We start from the raw sequence: 21,103 nt of genomic DNA, 5'->3' as shown, positions 1-21,103 counted from the left end.
CCTAGAACTTTTTGAAATATCCTATTTGTACGGAAAATTGATTTCCTCTGGTTTCCGGCGCATATTCCTGGTCTTCCAGCTCTGCATTGATAAAGAAGACATTGGTACTTTTAACTGAAAATCTGTAACCTACTGAAATATCGCTGGATTTCAATTTATAAGGATCCTGATAAAGGATATTATTGGTATTATCATCTGGAGAGATACCTGTTCCAACTCCAAAACTTAGGAAATCATCTGCACCAGCAAAATAATATCGCACAGTAAGCGCGTATGATTGAGAAACATTTTTGTCGGCTGGTGTTATATAAGTTCTCGCATTCAACCAGAAGTTACTTATATATTTTCCGATAGATGCTGTATAGATCCAGGTTTGTTCATCAAAGCTCAACATTCTAAAACCAGCGTCTGCTTCAAAAGCTGCCGGCAGATTGGCATATAGAGAAGCACCAACACGATAATCAGGAAAAATGCTTCCGCTGCTGGCAATTCCACCACTAACATAAGCGTAGAAAGTATTTGAAATACTAGGATAAGCGTCAATTACGAATTGCGTTCCGTTAGAAGCAAAACGATTTGCATAATTCAATCTCCCAATGATAGAACCGATCTTGGTACTTCTTGCGTAGTCTATTGTAGCCAGGTGCCAAGGCTCATCAAACCTGTTCTCAAAATGAACAAATTCATAATCAACTCCAATCTGATTCCTGGAGGAGACATTTCTGATAGATTCCCCCAGAGAACGAGCTTCGGTTAGTTTGGGATTGACCTTTAAAAGTTGATTTATGGTATTGGAAGCTTCGGCATATTGTTGTAGGTCTTTTTGAATCCTGGCCTTCAGCAATAATAGATCTTCTGATTTCGGGTTTTTCTCGATTCCAGTATTAACGATTTCCAAGGCTTTTTCTGAATTATCATTCCAGTATTCCAGGTTGGTATAAGCCAGCACTCCATCTTCATACCCGGGATTTTCTTCAAGAACTCTCTTAAATTCAACTCGTGCACTATCCACTTTGTCTGTCCAGGTATACAATCTACCTAGGAAGATCCTGACGTCGGCATAAGACGGACTTTTATCTAAAGCCTGTTTAGTAAGCGCAATGGCTTTAGGATAATCATCTTCATCAAAAGCAGCTTTTCTCGCTTTTATAAAGAGTTCATCGGTGGTTAGTTCCTCGTTTTGGGCGCTAAGGGTAAATATTGGGGATAAAGCGAAAATTACAAGGAGTAGGGGAAAATAGATTTTCGGTTTCATAAAAAGGGCTTATTGCATTAAGAACGATTTTAAAGTATTTAAGTTTTTATGCTTGTAGGTTAATAGTAGGAATAAAACTTAAATGCTCTATGCTCTTAATTGGTCGCAATATAATAGCTTTAAGCTAATTGAGAATAAATTAGAGATAATTTTTATCTTCGATAATATTGGATAAAAAATCCAAATTATTAAAACCAAATATATTATTCTTGCGTAAGTTTTTACTGACCAAGGTGGAAATAAGGTAGGACAACGGTCTTTAATCGAAAGTTTTTTCTTACTCAAATTATAGATTTAAACCTCAAAAGGTCGGTAAAAGGTGTAAAATGGTTGATTTTCAGATGTATTTAGTATATTTCAACGCAAATGAATTCGAATGAGGAAGGTCCTGGTAATTCAAGAGGATATCGTTATTCTTAAAATTCTGGAAAGGCTGGTTAGCATCAACGACTATGATTGTAAGGCGATTAGATCACTTGATTCTCTTAGCATTGAAGATCAGCAAACCAATTTCGATTTCATTATAACAGATATTTTATTTGAAGGAATTGCCCCTTTGGAATTTGTTGCCCAGGTACAGGAGGTGATCCCGCATAAAAATTTACTGGTTGTAACCAATATGGGACAGGATAAGATCAAACAGGAAATTTTTGCATTGCGTGGAGTTACAGGATTTTATGCTGTGCCTATAGATCTGGACGAAATTGAAGCCATAATACAAGCCTACTAATGAATGAAGCAACTATACTTTTATTCATAGCAATCGTTTTTTCTGTTTTGGTGATATATTGGATATCTATCGCCGTAAGTCTTATTTATAGAAGTAACAGAAAAGCAAGATTAAATAAGATCGAGCATACTTTTGCAGATGTGGTAAGCCGTTATTTGTATAACGATCCAGATAACCCTATTACTTTAAGAGAGATCAACACCACCTTAAGGGATGTTGGTATTAAACCCGAGAATAAAAATAATATTCAGTTTCTTATAAGGTTAATGATTCGTACCCAACGAACCATCCTTGGAAGCCACTTTCATAAACTTCAGAAATTATATGGTCAGATTCCACCTTATGGAGTTTCTATAAAAAAGATCTCCAGCTGGAGTTGGTATAGAAAGGCTAGAGGCATAAGAGAGATTTATGAAATGAACCAGTCTCAGTATTTTGACGAGATCTTTAAATACCGAAACGATAAGAATATCTACGTTAGACGTGAAGCCCAGATCGCCCTGGTTGTTTTCCTTGGCTGGGAAAGTTTAAGATTTCTTCCTTATCTTAAACGAAATATGACCCTTTGGCAACAGATCAAGATTGTGGAGAAATTATATGATCTTTATCCTAAACCTGAACTCAAATGGTTGCATAGAGCTTATAAAACCGAAAAGTTATTTGGTAAAAAACTGATCATGCGTATTATCAGGAAATATTTGCTTCACGGAGAAATTGGATATATTATAGACAATTTGAATCACGAAGATTACGAGGTGCGTGAGACCGCTATCTATTGTATCCAAACTTTCGCAGTACCTTCTGCGACGATGGCATATATCAAAGAATTATATGATGATATTCCGAATGCAACTCAGCAAGGACAATTACTTAATTATATCTTTGAAAATTCAGATATAGACCTGGATTTTTATATGAGACAACTCTATGGTAAGAATGAAGACCTCAAACTTAGTGTAGCCGAAATTCTATGGAATAATGGGTACAAGGAGAAAGTTCAGGAATTCTATTACCAGCAATACCCAAAATCGGTTTTGAATGTGGGATAGTGCCGAAGGTTTTTTTGGTAGCTATTATATTTATTGGATAAGCGTATTCTTATTCATAGGTTATGGTGCCAGCCTTTTGACCCTCTATTTAAGCGGAATACTTCTCGCCAGGAGATCTATTAAAAGAACCAAGCAGCGTTCTATCTTCCTGCGTGCTGAAGATATCGTGAGTGCCACAGATATTCCTTCGGTAACTGTGATCGCCCCAGCATATAATGAAGGTCTTACAATTATTGAAAACGTGAAATCCCTGCTCTCCATTCAGTATCCATATTATGAATTGATCCTGGTGAACGATGGGAGTAAAGATGAATCATTACAGCTCTTAATCGAGGAGTTTGATCTGGAACAGCAGGATGCGACTTTCATAACCCAGCCAATTCCTACGGCATCTGTAAAACACATCTACCGAAGTAAAAAAACAAAGTATACCCATTTAACTGTTATTGATAAAAATAATGGAGGGAAAGCTGATGCTATTAATGCCGGAGTGAATTTTGCCAATACTGAACTGGTAATTTTTACTGATGTTGATTGTATCATAGAGCAAGATGCTATTCTGAAGATGGTTCGCCCGTATCTCGAAGAAGATGACAAAGAGATTATTGGTTGCGGTGGTGGAATTGGAATTGCGAACGATTCTATCATTAAAAACGGAATTCTTACTGAACTTCGCCTGCCCAACCGGTTAATTCCTATGACCCAGGTTGTTGAATATATCCGTGCATTTTTACTCGGTAGAATGGCGTGGAGTGAGATCAATGGATTGATGCTTATTTCCGGTGCATTTGGAATGTATCCGAGAAAACGAGTTATTGAAGTTGGGGGATTTAATCCGAAAACGGTGGGGGAAGATCTGGAGCTTTGTATCCGCCTTAGAAAACACATGGAGGAGCAAAATATTCCTTACAAAGTAGTTTACCTTCCTGAGACTTTGTGTTGGACAGAGGGGCCTTCAGATGCAAAGATCCTGGTCATGCAACGAGATCGCTGGGCGAGGGGGCTGTGGGAAACTATTAGTTTGCATAGAGATCTTTTATTCAATAGAAAGTATCGCCAGATGGGACTTTTATATTATCCTTATTGGTTGCTATTTGAATTCGGAGCTCCAATCGTAGAATTCCTGGGGGTGATCTGTATCATTGCCTTCGGAATTTTTGGCTGGATCAACTGGCCTTTCGCGATACTTTTATTTTTTGCAGCTTACCTGGTTGGTTGTGTTTTTTCTACCATTGCCATTTTCATGTACGTGAAAAGTTTTGACCATTATACCAAACCAAAGCAAGTGGTAGAACTTTTGCTGGCTGCTTACCTGGAACCATTTTATTATCACCCAATTCTGCTTTTTGGTCAGATCAAAGGCTATTATAAAAAACTTTTCGATATAACTTCAGGTTGGGGAAATATGACCAGGAAAGGATTCAAAGTTTCGAAGAACAAAGAATCAAATGCCTGAAGCATTTTTCTTAAATTACTTTCATTAAAATTTATTATTGATGTTTAAAATCTTTCAGGTTTTAATCTTTATGCTGATGCCAATATTTCTTTGGGCGCAACAAAAGTCTAAGATCGAGACATATTCAGGAGTAATCGCTTACCAGAAATTTGGCGCTGGAGAGCCTGTTTTGATCATTAACGGGGGACCTGGAATGAATAGTGATGGATTTGCGCCTCTAGCTGAGCTACTCTCGGAGAACAATACTACTATTATATATGATCAGCGTGGAACCGGAGCTTCTGAATTACGAGAGTTGAAAGCTTCCAATATTAGCATTGATTTGATGGTGGAAGACATCGAAGATCTTAGAAAAGAACTCGGCTATGATGAATGGATCGTACTGGGACATTCCTTTGGTGGAATGCTCGCTTACGCTTATGCGGCAAAATACCCGGAAAGGGTGAGAGCAATGATTCAGTCGCATTCCGGCGGATTGGATCTTGATATTAGAAATGGGTCTAATACTACGTCCCGGCTTTCTCAAACAGAAAGAGATTCTCTAACTTTTTATTCATCTAAAATTCGGTTAGGAGATAATTCCGAAGAAGCTAATTATAAACGAGCATTATTTCTGGCTCCGGCATATTTGTATGATAAGAGCCTGGCTCCAAAGATAGCTAATCGTTTAACGCAAGGAAATTCGATGATCAATTCGTGGGTTTGGAATGATTTGGTAAGGATCAGATTTGACGTTTCGGAACAAATGCGAAATTTTAAAAAACCTGTATTGATCTTAATTGGAGAAAACGAAGTGGTACCAATGCGAATTGCTAAAAAAGCCCATGGCATTTTCCCAAATTCAAAGTTGATCACCATGCCCGAGTGCGGACATTATGGATGGCTGGAAAGACCGGATATTTATTTTAAGGAAGTAATTCAATTTCTAAAAGACAACTCTGGAAATTCAGCAAACTAAAAACGCTTCATTTTATTTTTGAAATTCAATGGAAAGCAGTTTAATTTGCAGTCGATAATCGGGATGTGGCGCAGTCTGGTAGCGTATACGCCTGGGGGGCGTGGGGTCGCAGGTTCAAATCCTGTCATCCCGACTTGATCAAAGCACTGAAATTTTCAGTGCTTTTCTATTTTAAAAAAATTATGAGATTCTTCCAATGAAGGCTTTAATCTTTCAGAATATCTAGAAAATCATCAAATTCTATTATATTTCTTAAAATTAATACAGATAATTTACTTCTTATATTAGCAGAATATTATAAGAACCTTACCTTAATTATTATTTAGAGAATGAAGAAAAGACCGTCTTTAAAAGACATCGCAAAAAAGCTTAATATTTCAGTTACCACAGTTTCTTTTGTTTTAAATGGTAAGGGAAAGGAAAAGAAAATTTCTGATGAGGTAATTAAGAAAGTCATTGCCTACACCGAAAGTATAAATTACCGACCTAATTCAGTAGCCAAAAGTCTGAGGACCGGGAAAACGAATATCCTGGTATTTATGGTGGAGGATATCAGCAATTATTTCTTTTCAAAAATTGCTCGAATCATTGAAGATCTAGCTTACGAAAAAGGTTATAAGGTTTTATTTTGCAGTAATGATAACGAGGATGAAAGATCTAGAGAATTGATTCAATTATTTTCGGGAAGACAGGTGGATGGCTTTATAATTAGCCCATCCCCGGGGATCGAGAATGAAATTGATAACCTTATTAAAAATAAGGTGCCCGTAGTGCTTTTTGACCGGTATTTTGAAGGCCTGGAAACCGATGTGGTAATGATCAATAATACGGAAGCAGCTTTTAAGGCAACCAGGCATTTGATCGAAAACGGATATGAAAAAATCGGATTTATTACTACAGATTCTGTTCAGAACCAGATGCTTGGCCGGGAAGAAGGCTATGTGAAAGCGGTACAAGATGAAAAACTACAATCTGGGATTTTAAAAATATCTTTTGATGATATAAAAAAGGACAAGGCGCGCATTAATATTAGGGATTTTATAAAAGAGCAGAAATTAGATGCGGTTTTCTTCGCCACGAATTACCTAACCAGGACTGGACTTGAAGTAATTAAGGAAAACAGGAATTCAGAATTATCAGAATTAGGAATAGTTACTTTCGATGATAATGAACTTTTTAAAATAAATACACCATCAATCACCGCGGTGGCGCAACCTCTGGACCAGATCGGAAATTCCTTAATGGATAGTATTTTCAGTATTATCGAGAGCAAGGAACATAAACCCACCAAAAAAATTCTGGAAACATCATTGATTATTAGAGATTCTTCTCAACCAAGATAGTAAGATTGAAATTTTACCGTTCAATTTGACTTTGAATAACTAAAACGATTTAGTAAGTTTATCAAAATTTTTCCGTGTAATTTAATTCCAGAATAAATCAGCATGAAATTTAGATTAATTTTTCTTTTCGCTTTGGTATGGGCTGCTTCACTGAATGCGCAGAAGGCAAAAATAGACCGTGTTAAAAGTCCGGTAGATTATGCAAACCCTTTGATCGGAACAGATTCTCATTATTCTCTTTCCAACGGGAATGTTTATCCGGCTATCGCCATGCCCTGGGGAATGAATTTCTGGACACCGCAAACCGGAAAAATGGGTGATGGCTGGGCCTATACTTATGATGCAAACAAAATAAAAGGCTTTAAACAGACTCATCAACCATCACCGTGGATGAATGATTACGGACAATTTTCGATCATGCCCGTTACCGGTTCTTTGAAATTTAAAGAATCAGATAGGGAAAGCTGGTTTTCTCACAAATCGGAAATTGTTAAGCCATATTATTATAGCGTTTATCTGGCAGATCACGATGTAACCACAGAAATTACTCCAACAGAAAGAGCTGCCAGATTCAGATTTACATTTCCGGAAACTGATAGTGCTTTTGTTGTCATTGATGCCTTTGATAAAGGATCTTACGTAAAAATCATTCAGGAAGAAAATAAGATCATTGGTTATACCACTAAAAATAGTGGGGGTGTGCCCGATAATTTTAAAAATTTTTTTGTTGTTGTTTTTGATAAGGAATTTGAACTATCCAGGACTTTCATGGATTCCACTCTTACAAAATCCTTGGAATCGGAATCAAATCATTCCGGTGCAATATTAGGTTTTCGCACCTTAGAGGATGAAATAGTGAATGCCAGGGTAGCCTCATCATTTATCAGTTACGCACATGCGGAAAGAAATTTAGAGGAAATCGGGGACAACAGTTTTGACGAATTAACTGAAAAAGGACGTGAGATCTGGAACAAAGAATTAGGCAGAATTGAAATTGCTGGCGGTACTCCAGAGCAGTTTGAAACTTTCTATTCCTGTTTATACAGAACTTTGCTTTTTCCGAGAAAATTCTATGAATTTGACGAAGATGGAAAGGTAGTTCATTACAGTCCGTATAACGGCGAGATCAGAGATGGTTATATGTTTACAGACACTGGTTTCTGGGATACCTTTCGAGCACTATTTCCATTTCTTAATTTGATGTATCCTGAACTTAACGGGCACATGCAGGAAGGACTTTCCAATGCTTATGATGAAAGCGGTTGGTTGCCTGAATGGGCCAGCCCGGGATTAAGAAATGTGATGGTTGGCAATAATTCGGCCTCGGTGGTTGCGGAAGCTTATTTGAAAAGTGGCGAGGCTTACGACTATGATATTGAAAATCTTTACGAAGCCTTGATCCATGGTGCAAATAATGCAGGCCCGTTGACTGCTGTTGGGCGTGCGGGTGCTTCTTATTATAATGAACTGGGTTATGTACCTTACGATGTTGGAATAAATGAAAACGCCGCAAGAACTCTGGAATACGCTTATGATGATTTTGCAATTTACCAGTTGGCGAAAGCATTGAACAAACCGGAAGCTGAAATTGAGAAATATCGAAAGCGAGCCTTAAATTATAAAAATCTTTATGATCCTGAGACTAAACTCATGAGTGGTAAGAATGAGAACGGTGAATTTATGGAGCCTTTCAATCCTTTCAAGTGGGGAGATGCTTTTACCGAAGGAAATAGCTGGCATTACAGCTGGTCGGTTTTTCATGATGTCCAGGGATTGATAGATCTCATGGGAGGAAAAAAGGTATTTATTAACCAATTGGACAAGGTTTTCTCGCTTCCGCCGGTATTTGACGAAAGTTATTACGGTGGAGTGATTCACGAGATACGCGAAATGCAGATAGCAGATATGGGGCAGTATGCCCATGGTAATCAGCCTATTCAGCATATGATCTATCTATATAATTACAGCGGGGAACCCTGGAAAGCTCAATATTGGGTAAGAGAAACTCTAAATAGAATGTACACTGCTGCTCCAGATGGGTATGCCGGTGATGAAGATAACGGGCAAACCTCTGCGTGGTACGTATTTTCAGCCATGGGTTTTTATCCAGTTGCTCCGGCGACAGACCAGTATGTTCTGGGTGCACCACTGTTTGAGGAAATTACTTTACATCTCGAAAATGGGAATGAAATAAAGATAAAAGCTTCTGATAATTCTTCTGAAAACAGGTATATAGAATCTATAATGCTGAACGGCCAGAATTATACGAAGAACTATTTAAGTCATTCGGAAATAATGAAAGGTGCAGATATCAAATTCGAAATGGCTAATCAACCGAATAAAAACCGGGGAACTGAAAAAAGCGATTTTCCATATTCTTTATCTAACGAATAATTAAATGAACCAGAACAAATCTCACAGAACAGCCTTTATTTTTCTAACAGTCCTATTTTTTCTTTGGGGATTCATCACCGTACTCGTTGATTCTCTAATTCCCAGGTTAAGGGAGGTTTTTACTCTAACTTATTTCCAGGCGGGAATGGTGCAGTTTGCATTTTTTGGCGCCTATTTCTTGCTTTCAATTCCGGCAGGTTATATACTTTCAAAAATTGGATACAAAAAAGGGATCATCCTTGGTTTGGTAACTATGGGAGTAGGATGTTTACTTTTTTACCCTGCAGCTTCTATGAGAGTTTTCGGGATTTTTATGCTGGCATATTTTATGCTCGCCGCTGGAATCACGGTTCTACAGGTAGCGGCAAATCCATATGTCACCGTTCTTGGACCAGAAAAAACCGCTTCAAGCAGGTTGAACCTTTCCCAGGCATTTAATTCCTTAGGAACTGCAATTGCTCCGGCAATCGGGGCATTATTTATTCTGAAGGATAAAGTAATGACATCTGGTGAGATCGAAGCTATGGATAACGCTTCTAGAACTGAATACTATATCAACGAAGCCTCTGCAGTTCAGGTACCATTTCTTGGAATTGCCGCATTTATTGGAATTATCGCCCTCATTTTTGTTTTTGTAAACCTGCCTAAGATCGGTGATACGGCTGCCTCGAATGATTATAGAGGAGTATTAAAGAATAAAAACCTGATGCTCGGTGCATTGGGAATTTTCTTTTATGTGGGTGCAGAAGTTGCCCTTGGAAGTTATATGGTAAATTATTTCTTAAGTCTTGACCTGGCCGAGATCATAAAGAATACCTCATTTATGAGATCTATTGCTGAATGGATTTTAAGTTCAGGGATTTCAACTTCCAGTGATATGGCGATAGTGGGAGTATTTGTAACCTTCTACTGGACCGGAGCCATGGTAGGAAGATTCATAGGCTCCTATCTCACTAAATTTATCAATCCGGCAAAAGTATTATTGATTTTTGCGCTTTTGGCGGTAAGCATGATCGTGATCTCCGCATTTTCAAGCGGACTTGTAGCTATGTGGACTTTGATTTCTGTAGGACTGTTCAACTCCATTATGTTCCCTACGATCTTCAGTCTGGCACTGGACGGATTAGGAAACGATAAACCTCAAGGTTCCGGAGTGCTTTGTACTATGATCGTTGGCGGAGCGGTAATTCCACCGGCATTTGGATTTTTCACAGATTCTTTCGGGTTTCATACTGCATTCCTTCTGGTTATCTTAAGTTATTCTTATATCTTTTTCTACGGATTCAGAAATAAATCGCGGCAGGTTGCTATCTAATCTATTATACCATGAAGCAAAAAGATTTTGTAAGCTTAAAAATTTTCTTGTTGATCACTCTTTGCGGATTTGCTCAGAATAACCCGGTTTTTCCAGGCTGGTACGCAGATCCTGAAGGAGTAGTTTTTGATCAGAAATATTGGATCTATCCAACTTTTTCGGCACCATATGAAAAACAGGTTTATCTGGATGCTTTTTCTTCAGATGATCTCGTAAATTGGGAATTTCATCACCGCATTATTGATACTTCAGAAGTTCAATGGGCTGAAAAAGCAATGTGGGCTCCTGCCATAATTCAGAAAGATAGTTCCTATTACCTGTTTTTCGCTGCCAATGATATTCAAAGCGATGACGAAACAGGCGGAATTGGAGTGGCAATATCTAACCAACCTAAAGGTCCGTTTAAAGATCATCTTGGAAAACCTCTTATTGGAAAATTCCACAACGGAGCGCAGCCAATAGACCAGTTTGTCTTTTATGATGATGGTGATTATTATATGTTCTATGGTGGTTGGGGTCATTGCAATGTGGCAAAACTGAACGAAGATTTTACCGGTTTCATTCCTTTTGAAGACGGAACCATTTTTAAAGAAGTAACTCCTGAAAATTATGTAGAAGGTCCGTTTATGTTTAAAAAAGATGGAAAATATTATTTTATGTGGTCTGAAGGCGGATGGACGGGACCAGATTATAGTGTAGCCTATGCAATTTCAGATTCACCTTTGGGACCGTTTGAGAGAATTGGGAAAATTCTGCAGCAGAATATGGAAATTGCCACTGGAGCAGGGCACCATTCGGTGATACAGAATCCTGAGAATGGTGAATATTATATAGTTTATCATCGAAGACCATTAACTGAGACAGATCGCAATTCTAGAGTTACCTGTATCGATAAGATGAACTTTGATGAAAATGGTTTTATCGAACCGGTGAAGATCACAGATGAGGGCGTGAATGCTACTAAAAAAAGTAATTAATTTCAGAAATACTATTCAATGCAACTAATTAGGAATAAATTCAAAATAATTCTTGCCTTTATTGTTTTATCCGTGATCGGTGAAGTCCAGGCTCAGGATAATGATTTTGCGCAGTTTGTAGACCCAATGATTGGGACGGAAAAAATGGGACATACCTATCCTGGAGCTACCGTGCCATTTGGAAGTGTTCAGTTAAGTCCGGATACAGATACCATTCCCTACGCGGTAAATGGCAAATACAATCCTGATGTTTATAAATATTGCGCAGGATACCAGTATGATGATTCCACCATTGTTGGATTTAGCCATACACACTTTAGTGGAACAGGACATTCTGATCTTGGTGATTTTCTGGTAATGCCTACCACAGGTGATCTGAAATTAAACCCGGGAACCGAAAGTGATCCTGAAAGCGGTTATCGTTCCAGGTTTTCACACGAGGAGGAAACTGCCGAGCCGGGATATTACAGCGTTATGCTCAAAGATTACAATATAAAAGCGGAAATGACTGCTTCCACAAGGGTTGGAATGCATCAGTATACATTTCCGGAAGGGGAGCAGGCACATGTGATCTTTGATCTGGTACACGGAATCTATAATTATGAAGATAAGAATGTCTGGACCTTTATAAGGGTAGAAAATGATACGCTTATCACAGGTTACAGGCAAACGAATGGCTGGGCCAGGACGAGAAAGGTATATTTTGCCATGTCTTTCAACAAACCTATTAGCGAATATGGGAGAGAGCGATATGATAAGCAACCGTATGGAGGATTTTGGAGAAAATTTAATCAGGACAAGAATTTTCCTGAAATAGCCGGTGAACAGATCAGGATGTGGTTTGATTTTGATTTGCAGCCAGAAGAAAAACTGAAGCTCAAAATGGCGATTTCACCAGTTAGTTCTCGTGGAGCAGTAGAGAATATGAAAGCTGAGATCCCGCACTGGGATTTTGAAAAGGTAAAGAGAAACGCCAGAGATGAATGGAATAAAGAATTGAATAAAGTCGATATATCTTCAGAAGACAGGGAAGAAAAAACAAATTTCTATACTGCGATGTATCACGCTTTTCTGGGACCAACAGAATATATGGATGTTGATGGTCAATATAAAGGTCTGGATATGAATGTTTACAAGGCTGAAAATTTTACAAATTACACCAGCTTTTCTCTATGGGATACATACCGGGCGCTACATCCCCTTTTTAATGTTTTGCAGCCTGAAAGAAATAACGACATGATCAAGTCTATGCTGGCGCATTATGACCAGAGCGTACATTCCATGCTTCCGGTTTGGTCGCATTATGCAAACGAAAACTGGTGTATGATCGGTTATCATAGTGTATCTGTGATCGCTGATGCTATCGTGAAAGGAAATGTTCAGTTTGACGAAGAGCGGGCGTTAGATGCTATGGTTTCTACGGCCAAAACCGGATATTATGATGGCCTCAAATATTATATGGACATGGGTTATGTTCCTGAAGATAAAAATGGAGCATCGGTATCAAAAACCCTGGAATATGCTTATGACGATTGGGCCATTGCCCAGGCTGCAAAGAAAATAGGTAACGATAAAGTTTATAATGAATTCATGGAACGTTCAGAATATTATAAAAACGTATTCGATGCTGAAACTGGTTTCATGAGACCGAGACTAAGCGATGGAAGTTTTAAGGAAGAATTTGATGAATTGAAGACTCACGGTCAGGGTTTTATTGAAGGAAACTCCTGGAATTACAGCCTGTATGTTCCTCATGACCCGGAAAATATGATCGAAATGATGGGCGGTAAAGAGCAATTTTCCCAGCACCTGGATTCGCTTTTCACCATGGAGCTTCCAGATAAATATTTTGAAAATACAGAAGATATATCTCGTGAAGGCATCATAGGTAATTATGTTCATGGAAATGAACCATCACATCATGTAGCTTATTTATATAATTGGACAGATACTCCCTGGAAATCTCAGGATAAAATAAGGATGATCCTGGATTTAAAATATCAAACCGGAGCAGATGGTTTAAGCGGAAATGATGATTTTGGGCAGATGAGCGCCTGGTATATTTTCAGTAGTTTAGGTTTTTATCCCGTAGCTCCTGGATCTGTAAAATATGCGCTTGGAAGTCCTGCTATAGAAAAGGCAGTGATCAACCTGGAAAATGGTAATAAATTTACTGTGATCGCACAAAACCAGTCTGAAAAAAATGTGTTTGTAAAAAAGGTGGAACTGAACGGAAAGGAACTGAAAGAACCATTTATAAGTCATGATGATATCATGAATGGAGGTGAATTGAAATTCTACATGTCAAAAAAGCCGAACAGGAATATTTATAAACTTTAGTTTCTATTTGATTTATTCAATTAAAAAGGGATGTCGAAAGACATCCCCTTTTCTTTTCAAATTCCCATCAAATACGTATGAGGAATTGTTGGATATTATTTAGTTGCTCGTTGGGCTAATCATTATATGAGCACGATGCGTACCAGGATCCATTAGCCATGGCATACCGGGATTATCGGGTTTTAAAGGCAAACCAGTAGACTCTGCGGTGGCATAGGGGATATATACAACATATCTGAATTTACCATTTTTCAGTTCTCCGGTAGAGGAATTATAATCTTCTGCAGCTCCTGAAAAGACATACATGGTGCTTGGAGTGTCTGGCATTTTTAAGGTTCCGGCTTCCACTTCCTGTTTTCTGATCTTTCTTTTTTCAATTTCTGATTTTCCTTCAGCCACCAATTCTCTTCCGCGAGCCATAAAAGGTTCCAGTTTATCAGCATAACAAACCACTTTGATACCTTCAAAATCAGGGTCATCGGCCAGGCAGATCAAATTGTTGGATCCTTCTCTTAATACGACCAATTCGCCTTTTTGGTTATATCCGTAGACTTTAGCTTCAGACCGTTTGTCTTCTGGTGCTGCCAGAAGAGCTGTTTTGATCTGAATTTCTGCAGGAAGAATTTTATTTTGGGCCAAAGCTGTGCCTATGAAAAAAAGAAATAATATGGAAAATGAATATTTCATGAGTTATATTATTAGATGCTATTTCCTTAAATATAAGGAAATTAAAGCTGAATTATAATTTCTTCAAATAATTTGGGCTGCTGAATATTCCAGGATAGCTCACTTTCCAGCTTAACCCTAAAAGCGTCTGCTACCTGTTTTTCTCCATGAATTAAAAAAATTTGTTCGGGAACATTTTTAATTTTCCGGCACCAGTCTAAAAGTTCATTTTGATCAGCATGAGCTGATAAACTTTCCAGCTTTTCAATATGAGCTTTTACTGGGAAATATTTTCCGTAGATCTTTAATTCGTGAGCATTTTCTAGAAGTTGCCTCCCTCGAGTGCCTTCAGCCTGATACCCTGTAAGCAATAAGCTTGTAGAAGGAGCATCTAAAAACTGTTTGAGATAAGTTAGAATTCTGCCTCCGGTGAGCATACCGCTTCCGGCAATAACGATGCGAGGCATTTTCATATCAATTATTTCCCAGGTTCTTTTAAAGGATGAAACAAGTTCAAATCTCTTTTTTATAGCCTCGAAGTCATTAATATTAATTTTATGGAATTCCTGAAACCTTGAAAATAGTTTTGTGGCATCAACGCCCATGGGGCTGTCTATGAACACCGGTATTTCTGGTGCAGCATTTCTTCGGAATAATTTGAAAAGGAGATAGATTAATAACTGTAATCGCTCGACGGCGAAAGATGCAATTAAAAGTATCCCCTGGTTTTTTATAGTTCTTGTGATAAGATCTGAAAGAATTTTTTCTACATCTTCCTCAGGATGTAATCTGTTCCCATAAGTGCATTCTAAAAATAGATAATCTGCCCATCGTGGAGCTTCCGGTTTCTCCAGAAGTAGATCTTCGGTTCTACCAAGATCGCCTGAAAATACGAATACTTTATCCTTAATTTCCAATTCTATGGAACAGGCTCCGAGTATATGTCCCGATTTTATAAACCTACATTTTAAATCTTTAAAAAGATCGATCCAGTGATCAGTTTCAATAACTTCAAAAAGTGAAATTATTTTTTCAACATCCTCGCTTGTGTAGTTTGGAGTTGCCGGATGATGCCTGGTATAATTTTCCTCATTTGCTTTTTTCGCTTCTTCTTCCTGAATCTTTGCCGAATCTTTCAAAATGATCTCTGCAATAGCGAGAGTTGGTGCTGTGCCAAGAACCTTACCCTTAAATCCCTGCTGAATTAATTTTGGAAGGTATCCTGTGTGATCAAGGTGACCGTGAGTTAACAGCACAAAATCAACCTCAGAAATATTTACAGGTAAGTTTTCTCTGTTTAGAACTCTTAATTCTTTCAATCCCTGGAACATTCCGCAGTCAATAAGAAATTTATGAGACCGGAATTCCAAATAGAATTTAGAACCGGTAACTGTACCGGCTGCTCCTAAAAATTTGATTTTAACATGATCTATCATTCACTTGGACTATTTTCACAAAGAATACTGAATTCCGAAATGATTCTATTTTTTCTTTCTGCAGAAATTCCCTGGTGGTCCAGGTAATATGGATTATCTAAAAGATCCTTTCCAAGAATGACCTGCCTGTCTAATAAAAATTTTTTTTCCGCATCTGAAAGCAGGGTAGAAGTTGTAACCGGATATGCACCTGCTTTATCTATCAGAAATTTCAAACAATTATTTTCAGGATAATCCCAACTCAATAATTGAAGATTTGAGCACTTTCCATAAGTTATGGCGTCTTTCGAAAACTTAGTATTTGTGACCACCCAACCCTGACCTTCATTCTGGTTCTTTTCGTAAGAATAAATATCATCAAATCTCGAGCGTATGTACAGCGGAATTTTCACGTCACAATTCCTGCCTTCCTCGCTATGAAATTTACATTCAACAAGATGCCGGATTCCATCTATAAAAGCTACTATATCAACTTCATGAGTTACGCAGACTCCTTGCATATTCTCGTTTAATCTGGTTTCATAACCCAGCAGATTCAGTAAACTGGCAATAAATTTTTCGAAAATGAATCCCGCAGGCCCTAATTCATACAAGGCTTTTTTTAGCTTATATTTTGAGGCATACGCACCTTTGTAGTTCTTTAATAGAGAAAATGCCCGGTGGTAAATTTCTTTGGTACTTATCCCTTGATATAGCTCATCCCTGATCTCATTCACAATATCTGAAACCATCTTTTCACTAGCACCACTTTTTAAAAGCGAGCGTCTTAGTTTCGAGATGGAAAATTTTGCTTTTTTTCCGGATGATTTTAGAATTTCAGGATGCATACTACTAAAGTTAAGCTATTTAGCTGATTTCTTATAAATCAGTTTAATAATTGAATTCTATGAAAAAACCTGCTGACTAAATGTTTGTAATTAAATTATAAAATACTGAAAATCAAATAATTGAGTATAATTTGGTATCTTTATAAATATAGTATCAAACAAAAACCAAAAATTATGAGACGAGCATTTAGTTTAATTCTGATACTGCTATTTTGCAGTGTTGGTTTCGCCCAGGAACAAACCTACCTCACTTTTGAGTTTATGAAAGTTGATAATGACCAGGAACAGTTTTATGTTGAAACAGAAGATTTTTGGGAGAAGATTCACGAGCAAAGAGTAGCCAGCGGAGATATTACTGGCTGGGATCTCTGGCAGTTACTTCCTGGAGGAGAAGATCAGGGATATCAATATTTGACCGTAACTGTTTTTGATGATCCTTTAAAAATGATGAATGCCGGTGCAGGAATTATGGAAAGTGCCAGAATGGCCTATCCAGATCTCAGCGACGAGGAATTGGATAACAGGGTTAATCTAGCCGGGGGATCGCGTGATCTTGCTGTAAGACTCTTTCTAATGGTTACTGACAGAACCAATGGAGATTATGAGATGAAGCCAGGAATGGTTGCAACCATGGATCTAATGAAGGCAAACGATGACAATACTTCTGCATACGAGAGCGCCGAGGGAAAAGCATTTAAACCATGGCATCAGAAAATGGTAGACGGTAAGGCAAAAGGCAGCTGGGAATTATTAAAAGTCTTGGTTCCCCAGGGATCTGACGTTTATACTTCACACATCACAGTAAATATGTTTGATGACTGGGAACAATACGTAAACTCTATGAATTTTGATGGGGAAATTTCTCCTTCTCAGCAAAAGGAAATAGATGAGGGATTGAAAACCCGGGATTTGAAATGGTCTTACCTGGCCACGCTGACTAAAATGGTTAGAAAATAGATTAAAAAAGTCCGGTTCAAAACCGGACTTTTTTATGCCTGAGCTCACTTAATATTTGCAGTGAGCAGTTTTTGTTTGTGATGCCTTAAGGCTTCTTTTACTGTTCTGAATATTGATTTTTTGAGATTTTGATATTTACTGTCAAATTCATGCATTTTGATCATCAATTTTCTATGCTCATGTTTATATGCCCATTGCTGATCATTTACCTGCCCTTCAGAAAACAGAATTTTCACCTTGTTTTTATGTTCACGAATCGATCTCAATAAGGAAGACATTTCACTTTTTAATAGTTGAAGTTCTTCGATCAAGTTTTCGGCCTGCCGAATAAGATGTGATTCTACGATGGGATATACATTCTGGTTTAGCAGATCTGTCAAAAAATCGACCTCCTTGTTAATAAAGCTGAGTTTTGAATTCCAGGCATTCGAAACTTTGTGCATGATATCGGGTGATTCCCAACCATAGTCATTTGAAATTTTAGTATTCATGATAATATTTTGATAATGATGAAGAAAAGCTGACTAAGATTGAAGTTAAATCAATCACAGAAACTCAGTTCGAAGAACTGTAAGGCTCAGGAAGTAAGAGAAATTTTTAAAATTCTCACTTGTTTAAGTTAGTGATTTTCAGAATAAAAAGGTAGCGTATTTCAATGAAAATCATTCTGAATTTCGCTGAATATTAGTCTGCTAAATTAGCATTGTATAATTCATAGATCATATTATCTGGATCATCGTGATCTCTACGATCATTATTCAGCTGAAATTGATTTCTTTTGAGCAGGTTTATAGATTTTGCGTTGGCTGAATTTGTAAATGCTTCTATCATTTTCAGATCTATTTTAACAAAACCAAATTGTATAACCGCCTCCATAGCTTCGTGCATTAATCCAAAACCCTGAAAAGTGGTATGAAGGTCATATCCAACCTCGGCGATTTTTCGGTTTGGAGAAAAATTCCATAAACAAATCGTACCGATCATCCTCCTATCTTCTTTTAAACAGATAAACCAGTTGATCAGCTTATTTTTGCTGATATCAAGGAGGCATTTTTGAATGAATTCGGTAGCAGCTTTTTTATTAGCAGCAGACGATCGCCTAACATATTTGTTCACTTCTTTGTCGGTTCTTAAAAAGGAAATTACCGGCCAATCCTCCAGTTTTGGTTCCCGAAGTATGAGTCGGGGAGTGCTGATTTCTGGAAATGGTGTAAAATTCACGATTCTTATTTTAGTTCAGCATCCACATTCCAGAAAACGATATTATTTTCTTTAGAGGAAGAAATGATATATTTTCCATCTTTGGAAAAGGTCGCTGCAAGATATTCCAGCCTGTGGACCTCACCATAAGTTTTGATTAAACTTCCATTCGTTTTCCACAATTTTATGGTGCCGTCTTCACTGGCAGTCAGGATGAAATTTCCATCCGGAGAAAACTCTGCCTGATTGATCTCGTCTTGATGACCAACAAATTCTGCAACCAGATTTCCCTCAAGATCCCATAATACCGCTGTATTATCAAAACTTGCTGTTAGAATATTCCTTCCATCAGGAGAAAAACTGGCGGCACTAACTCCGCTCTGGTGATGTTCTTTTTCAAAAAGCTTTTCACCACTAACCATCCAAACTGAAAACTTATTATCACAGCTAGCCAATACAATAAGCTGATCATCAGGCGAAAAAGAAGCCTGGTAAATGGTGCATTCATGAACAGGAAATTCTCTTATTAAATCTCCCTTTCGCGACCACAAGCGAGCAGTATTGTCTCCTCCACCGCTTAAAATAAAGTTACCGTCATGAGAAAATGCAATTGTTTTTACATAGATCTCATCTGCCTTCACATCCCTGATTTTCGAACCGTCCAGATTCCATATACTAAAGGTCTGGTCACTTCCCGCAGATAATATTTGAAGACCATTCGGGGAAAATTGTACATCATTCACGCTGCGTTCATGCGCATTCTTCTGAAAAACTTTTTCACCTTTCTCATTCCATAAGATGATACTATCATCATCTCCTCCGGAAATAAGGTGCTTACCATCTGGGGATTGATCTATCCCCAGGATCATTTCAGAGTGACCCTTCAAAGATTTTTCGATCTCACAGTTTTGAGAATTGACGCTTACTGAAATTAATAAAAACAGTAAACCGGAACTGATGTATTTGCTCATGGGTATTAAGATGAAATGAAGAAGTATACGTTCTAAATTAATCCTGTTTTCCAAAAGTAATGATAAAACCGTCTGGATCTTCAATATCAAAATCTCTCATTTTATAGTCACGACTCTCCAGATCATTTACAATTCTTACTTGATTATCTTTACAATCCTTATTTACCTTCTCAATGTTATTTACAAATACATAAAGAGCTCGATGATATTTTGAAGGTCTGCCGCCGTCAGATCTTTTAGTTAAGTGTATGCCTACTCCACCCCGTTTTACCACTGCATAGTACATTGGTTCTCCCCATTCAAAAGTTTTTTCGAAGCCTAATTTATTGGTGTAAAAATCTATGGATTCCTCCAGGTTACTAACGGGAAATATCACCGCGGAGTGAGAAAAATTTTCTTGGTTGCTCATATCTTTAAATTTTACCTTGGTTTCTGAATTCGAATAAGATGTGGGGCAACTTCAATACGCGTCATAAAGTTAACATATTGATTTATAATAAAGTAGAGCTAATTTTAAAAAATGAAATATTTAGTAATTAATTCAGGAGCATTCCAATTCCCAGATCTATGACCATTGCATCATAACCATGATTGATATCATTAATATTGGCATTAGAAACATGGCGATAACCAATACGTGTATCAAAATAAAACTGTTTAAAATCCTTACTGAATCCTATTCCAAGATTATCCGAAAATCCTATTCCCTGAGTCATTCTTTCCGTATCGCTTTCAACGTAACCGGGACCAAGGCTGGCGAGAAAATAAACACTCATATCATTCTTTATAGGTTTTCTCAGGAGCACTCCAAAATTAAAAACATATTCATTGAAAATTTTTAAAGTTTTCATCTCATCTCTCCTTTCCCATAAGGGATGAGATGGGCCATAGATAAATCTATCACTGGTTAACCTGTGTTTTACCTTATTTATTTCTGGTTGAAAGATAAATTCATAATCCAGGAATTTTGTGGATTTGATTTTATAAAAGATCTGGAATTTTCTTAAGTGAACCTGATAGTAATAATCATAATCAAAAAATACCGGGTTATCTACACTGGCAATTCCGTAATTGATACCTAGCCTGTAGAATTTACCATCATATTTACTGTTCTGTGCGGTTAACTGAGAGCTTACTAATAAAAATAGTAAGGCTAAGAATTTTAATTTCAAGAATTCAGAATTTTGGAAATTGTGTTTTGGGCGGTGAAGATAATATAATCCTAAAAT

At 37.5% G+C, this 21,103-nt stretch carries 19 protein-coding genes and 1 tRNA gene; 11 read left to right on the top strand and 9 right to left on the bottom strand.

What is annotated here, in order from left to right:
- Position 1 precedes the first annotated feature (1 nt).
- Positions 2–1,255 carry a YaiO family outer membrane beta-barrel protein gene (locus AC2S94_RS14845; RefSeq protein WP_484629335.1) on the bottom strand — a complete coding sequence of 418 codons (1,254 nt, stop codon included), beginning with the start codon at positions 1,253–1,255 and terminating at the stop codon, positions 2–4.
- Positions 1,256–1,631: 376 nt separating this feature from the next.
- Here AC2S94_RS14845 and AC2S94_RS14840 point away from each other — a divergent pair, with 376 nt between their 5' ends.
- The 10 genes from AC2S94_RS14840 to AC2S94_RS14795 all read left to right on the top strand — a co-directional run bounded on the left by AC2S94_RS14840 (position 1,632) and on the right by AC2S94_RS14795 (position 13,817).
- On the top strand, positions 1,632–1,985 hold the full coding sequence (locus AC2S94_RS14840) for a response regulator (RefSeq protein ID WP_484629334.1): 354 nt from the start codon (positions 1,632–1,634) through the stop codon (positions 1,983–1,985).
- Positions 1,985–3,034 (top strand): hypothetical protein, encoded by a 1,050-nt coding sequence (locus AC2S94_RS14835; protein WP_484629333.1) that lies wholly within the window; start codon positions 1,985–1,987, stop codon positions 3,032–3,034. The genes AC2S94_RS14840 and AC2S94_RS14835 overlap by 1 nt, the downstream gene beginning before the upstream one ends.
- Positions 3,024–4,490, top strand: a complete 1,467-nt coding sequence (locus AC2S94_RS14830; protein WP_484629332.1) for a glycosyltransferase family 2 protein — start codon at positions 3,024–3,026, stop codon at positions 4,488–4,490. Before AC2S94_RS14835 ends, AC2S94_RS14830 begins: the two co-directional genes overlap by 11 nt.
- 40 nt (positions 4,491–4,530) lie before the next feature.
- Positions 4,531–5,448 carry an alpha/beta fold hydrolase gene (locus AC2S94_RS14825; protein ID WP_484629331.1) on the top strand — a complete coding sequence of 306 codons (918 nt, stop codon included), beginning with the start codon at positions 4,531–4,533 and terminating at the stop codon, positions 5,446–5,448.
- Between the two features lie 59 nt (positions 5,449–5,507).
- A tRNA-Pro gene (locus AC2S94_RS14820) sits at positions 5,508–5,581 on the top strand.
- Positions 5,582–5,777: 196 nt separating this feature from the next.
- On the top strand, positions 5,778–6,791 hold the full coding sequence (locus AC2S94_RS14815) for a LacI family DNA-binding transcriptional regulator (protein WP_484629330.1): 1,014 nt from the start codon (positions 5,778–5,780) through the stop codon (positions 6,789–6,791).
- 102 nt (positions 6,792–6,893) lie between these two features.
- Positions 6,894–9,185, top strand: a complete 2,292-nt coding sequence (locus AC2S94_RS14810; protein ID WP_484629329.1) for a GH92 family glycosyl hydrolase — start codon at positions 6,894–6,896, stop codon at positions 9,183–9,185.
- Positions 9,186–9,189: 4 nt separating this feature from the next.
- On the top strand, positions 9,190–10,500 hold the full coding sequence (locus tag AC2S94_RS14805) for a sugar MFS transporter (protein WP_484629328.1): 1,311 nt from the start codon (positions 9,190–9,192) through the stop codon (positions 10,498–10,500).
- Positions 10,501–10,511: 11 nt separating this feature from the next.
- Positions 10,512–11,477 (top strand): glycoside hydrolase family 43 protein, encoded by a 966-nt coding sequence (locus AC2S94_RS14800; RefSeq protein WP_484629327.1) that lies wholly within the window; start codon positions 10,512–10,514, stop codon positions 11,475–11,477.
- A gap of 18 nt (positions 11,478–11,495) precedes the next feature.
- A complete protein-coding gene (locus tag AC2S94_RS14795) occupies positions 11,496–13,817 on the top strand; it encodes a GH92 family glycosyl hydrolase (protein ID WP_484629326.1) in 2,322 nt (773 codons plus the stop codon).
- 99 nt (positions 13,818–13,916) lie between these two features.
- Here the strand turns inward: AC2S94_RS14795 and AC2S94_RS14790 are convergent, their stop codons facing one another.
- From AC2S94_RS14790 to AC2S94_RS14780, 3 genes are read right to left on the bottom strand one after another with little or no spacing between them, the layout of a single operon-like run.
- Positions 13,917–14,504, bottom strand: a complete 588-nt coding sequence (locus AC2S94_RS14790) for a hypothetical protein (protein ID WP_484629325.1) — start codon at positions 14,502–14,504, stop codon at positions 13,917–13,919.
- Between the two features lie 41 nt (positions 14,505–14,545).
- Positions 14,546–15,919 carry an MBL fold metallo-hydrolase RNA specificity domain-containing protein gene (locus tag AC2S94_RS14785; protein WP_484629324.1) on the bottom strand — a complete coding sequence of 458 codons (1,374 nt, stop codon included), beginning with the start codon at positions 15,917–15,919 and terminating at the stop codon, positions 14,546–14,548.
- Positions 15,916–16,746, bottom strand: coding sequence for an ATP cone domain-containing protein (locus AC2S94_RS14780; RefSeq protein WP_484629323.1), 831 nt, complete (start codon positions 16,744–16,746; stop codon positions 15,916–15,918). The genes AC2S94_RS14785 and AC2S94_RS14780 overlap by 4 nt, the downstream gene beginning before the upstream one ends.
- Positions 16,747–16,920: 174 nt before the next feature.
- On the opposite strand from AC2S94_RS14780, the gene AC2S94_RS14775 reads away from it, so the two are divergent.
- Positions 16,921–17,703, top strand: a complete 783-nt coding sequence (locus AC2S94_RS14775; RefSeq protein ID WP_484629322.1) for a hypothetical protein — start codon at positions 16,921–16,923, stop codon at positions 17,701–17,703.
- A gap of 44 nt (positions 17,704–17,747) precedes the next feature.
- Here AC2S94_RS14775 and AC2S94_RS14770 read toward each other — a convergent pair whose 3' ends face one another.
- The 5 genes from AC2S94_RS14770 to AC2S94_RS14750 all read right to left on the bottom strand — a co-directional run bounded on the left by AC2S94_RS14770 (position 17,748) and on the right by AC2S94_RS14750 (position 21,046).
- Positions 17,748–18,194 carry a hypothetical protein gene (locus tag AC2S94_RS14770; RefSeq protein WP_484629321.1) on the bottom strand — a complete coding sequence of 149 codons (447 nt, stop codon included), beginning with the start codon at positions 18,192–18,194 and terminating at the stop codon, positions 17,748–17,750.
- A gap of 193 nt (positions 18,195–18,387) precedes the next feature.
- The gene (locus AC2S94_RS14765) at positions 18,388–18,924 is read right to left on the bottom strand and encodes a GNAT family N-acetyltransferase (RefSeq protein ID WP_484629320.1); all 537 of its coding nucleotides are present in this window, start codon (positions 18,922–18,924) and stop codon (positions 18,388–18,390) included.
- Between the two features lie 5 nt (positions 18,925–18,929).
- On the bottom strand, positions 18,930–19,874 hold the full coding sequence (locus AC2S94_RS14760) for a WD40 repeat domain-containing protein (RefSeq protein ID WP_484629319.1): 945 nt from the start codon (positions 19,872–19,874) through the stop codon (positions 18,930–18,932).
- Positions 19,875–19,911: 37 nt separating this feature from the next.
- The gene (locus AC2S94_RS14755) at positions 19,912–20,283 is read right to left on the bottom strand and encodes a VOC family protein (RefSeq protein ID WP_484629318.1); all 372 of its coding nucleotides are present in this window, start codon (positions 20,281–20,283) and stop codon (positions 19,912–19,914) included.
- Positions 20,284–20,410: 127 nt separating this feature from the next.
- Complete coding sequence (locus tag AC2S94_RS14750) at positions 20,411–21,046, bottom strand: acyloxyacyl hydrolase (protein ID WP_484629317.1); 636 nt, start codon at positions 21,044–21,046, stop codon at positions 20,411–20,413.
- Positions 21,047–21,103 lie beyond the last annotated feature (57 nt).

This window comes from Christiangramia pacifica, assembly GCF_057221535.1.
Note: the sequence above shows the minus strand (reverse complement) of the source record. Positions and strands in the feature narration are given on the sequence as shown.

Coding starts and splice junctions, on each gene's coding strand:
- AC2S94_RS14845 (WP_484629335.1), bottom strand. CDS start 1,255: ATGAAACCGAAAATCTATTTTCCCCTACTCCTTGTAATTTTCGCTTTA.
- AC2S94_RS14840 (WP_484629334.1), top strand. CDS start 1,632: ATGAGGAAGGTCCTGGTAATTCAAGAGGATATCGTTATTCTTAAAATT.
- AC2S94_RS14835 (WP_484629333.1), top strand. CDS start 1,985: ATGAATGAAGCAACTATACTTTTATTCATAGCAATCGTTTTTTCTGTT.
- AC2S94_RS14830 (WP_484629332.1), top strand. CDS start 3,024: ATGTGGGATAGTGCCGAAGGTTTTTTTGGTAGCTATTATATTTATTGG.
- AC2S94_RS14825 (WP_484629331.1), top strand. CDS start 4,531: ATGTTTAAAATCTTTCAGGTTTTAATCTTTATGCTGATGCCAATATTT.
- AC2S94_RS14815 (WP_484629330.1), top strand. CDS start 5,778: ATGAAGAAAAGACCGTCTTTAAAAGACATCGCAAAAAAGCTTAATATT.
- AC2S94_RS14810 (WP_484629329.1), top strand. CDS start 6,894: ATGAAATTTAGATTAATTTTTCTTTTCGCTTTGGTATGGGCTGCTTCA.
- AC2S94_RS14805 (WP_484629328.1), top strand. CDS start 9,190: ATGAACCAGAACAAATCTCACAGAACAGCCTTTATTTTTCTAACAGTC.
- AC2S94_RS14800 (WP_484629327.1), top strand. CDS start 10,512: ATGAAGCAAAAAGATTTTGTAAGCTTAAAAATTTTCTTGTTGATCACT.
- AC2S94_RS14795 (WP_484629326.1), top strand. CDS start 11,496: ATGCAACTAATTAGGAATAAATTCAAAATAATTCTTGCCTTTATTGTT.
- AC2S94_RS14790 (WP_484629325.1), bottom strand. CDS start 14,504: ATGAAATATTCATTTTCCATATTATTTCTTTTTTTCATAGGCACAGCT.
- AC2S94_RS14785 (WP_484629324.1), bottom strand. CDS start 15,919: ATGATAGATCATGTTAAAATCAAATTTTTAGGAGCAGCCGGTACAGTT.
- AC2S94_RS14780 (WP_484629323.1), bottom strand. CDS start 16,746: ATGCATCCTGAAATTCTAAAATCATCCGGAAAAAAAGCAAAATTTTCC.
- AC2S94_RS14775 (WP_484629322.1), top strand. CDS start 16,921: ATGAGACGAGCATTTAGTTTAATTCTGATACTGCTATTTTGCAGTGTT.
- AC2S94_RS14770 (WP_484629321.1), bottom strand. CDS start 18,194: ATGAATACTAAAATTTCAAATGACTATGGTTGGGAATCACCCGATATC.
- AC2S94_RS14760 (WP_484629319.1), bottom strand. CDS start 19,874: ATGAGCAAATACATCAGTTCCGGTTTACTGTTTTTATTAATTTCAGTA.
- AC2S94_RS14755 (WP_484629318.1), bottom strand. CDS start 20,283: ATGAGCAACCAAGAAAATTTTTCTCACTCCGCGGTGATATTTCCCGTT.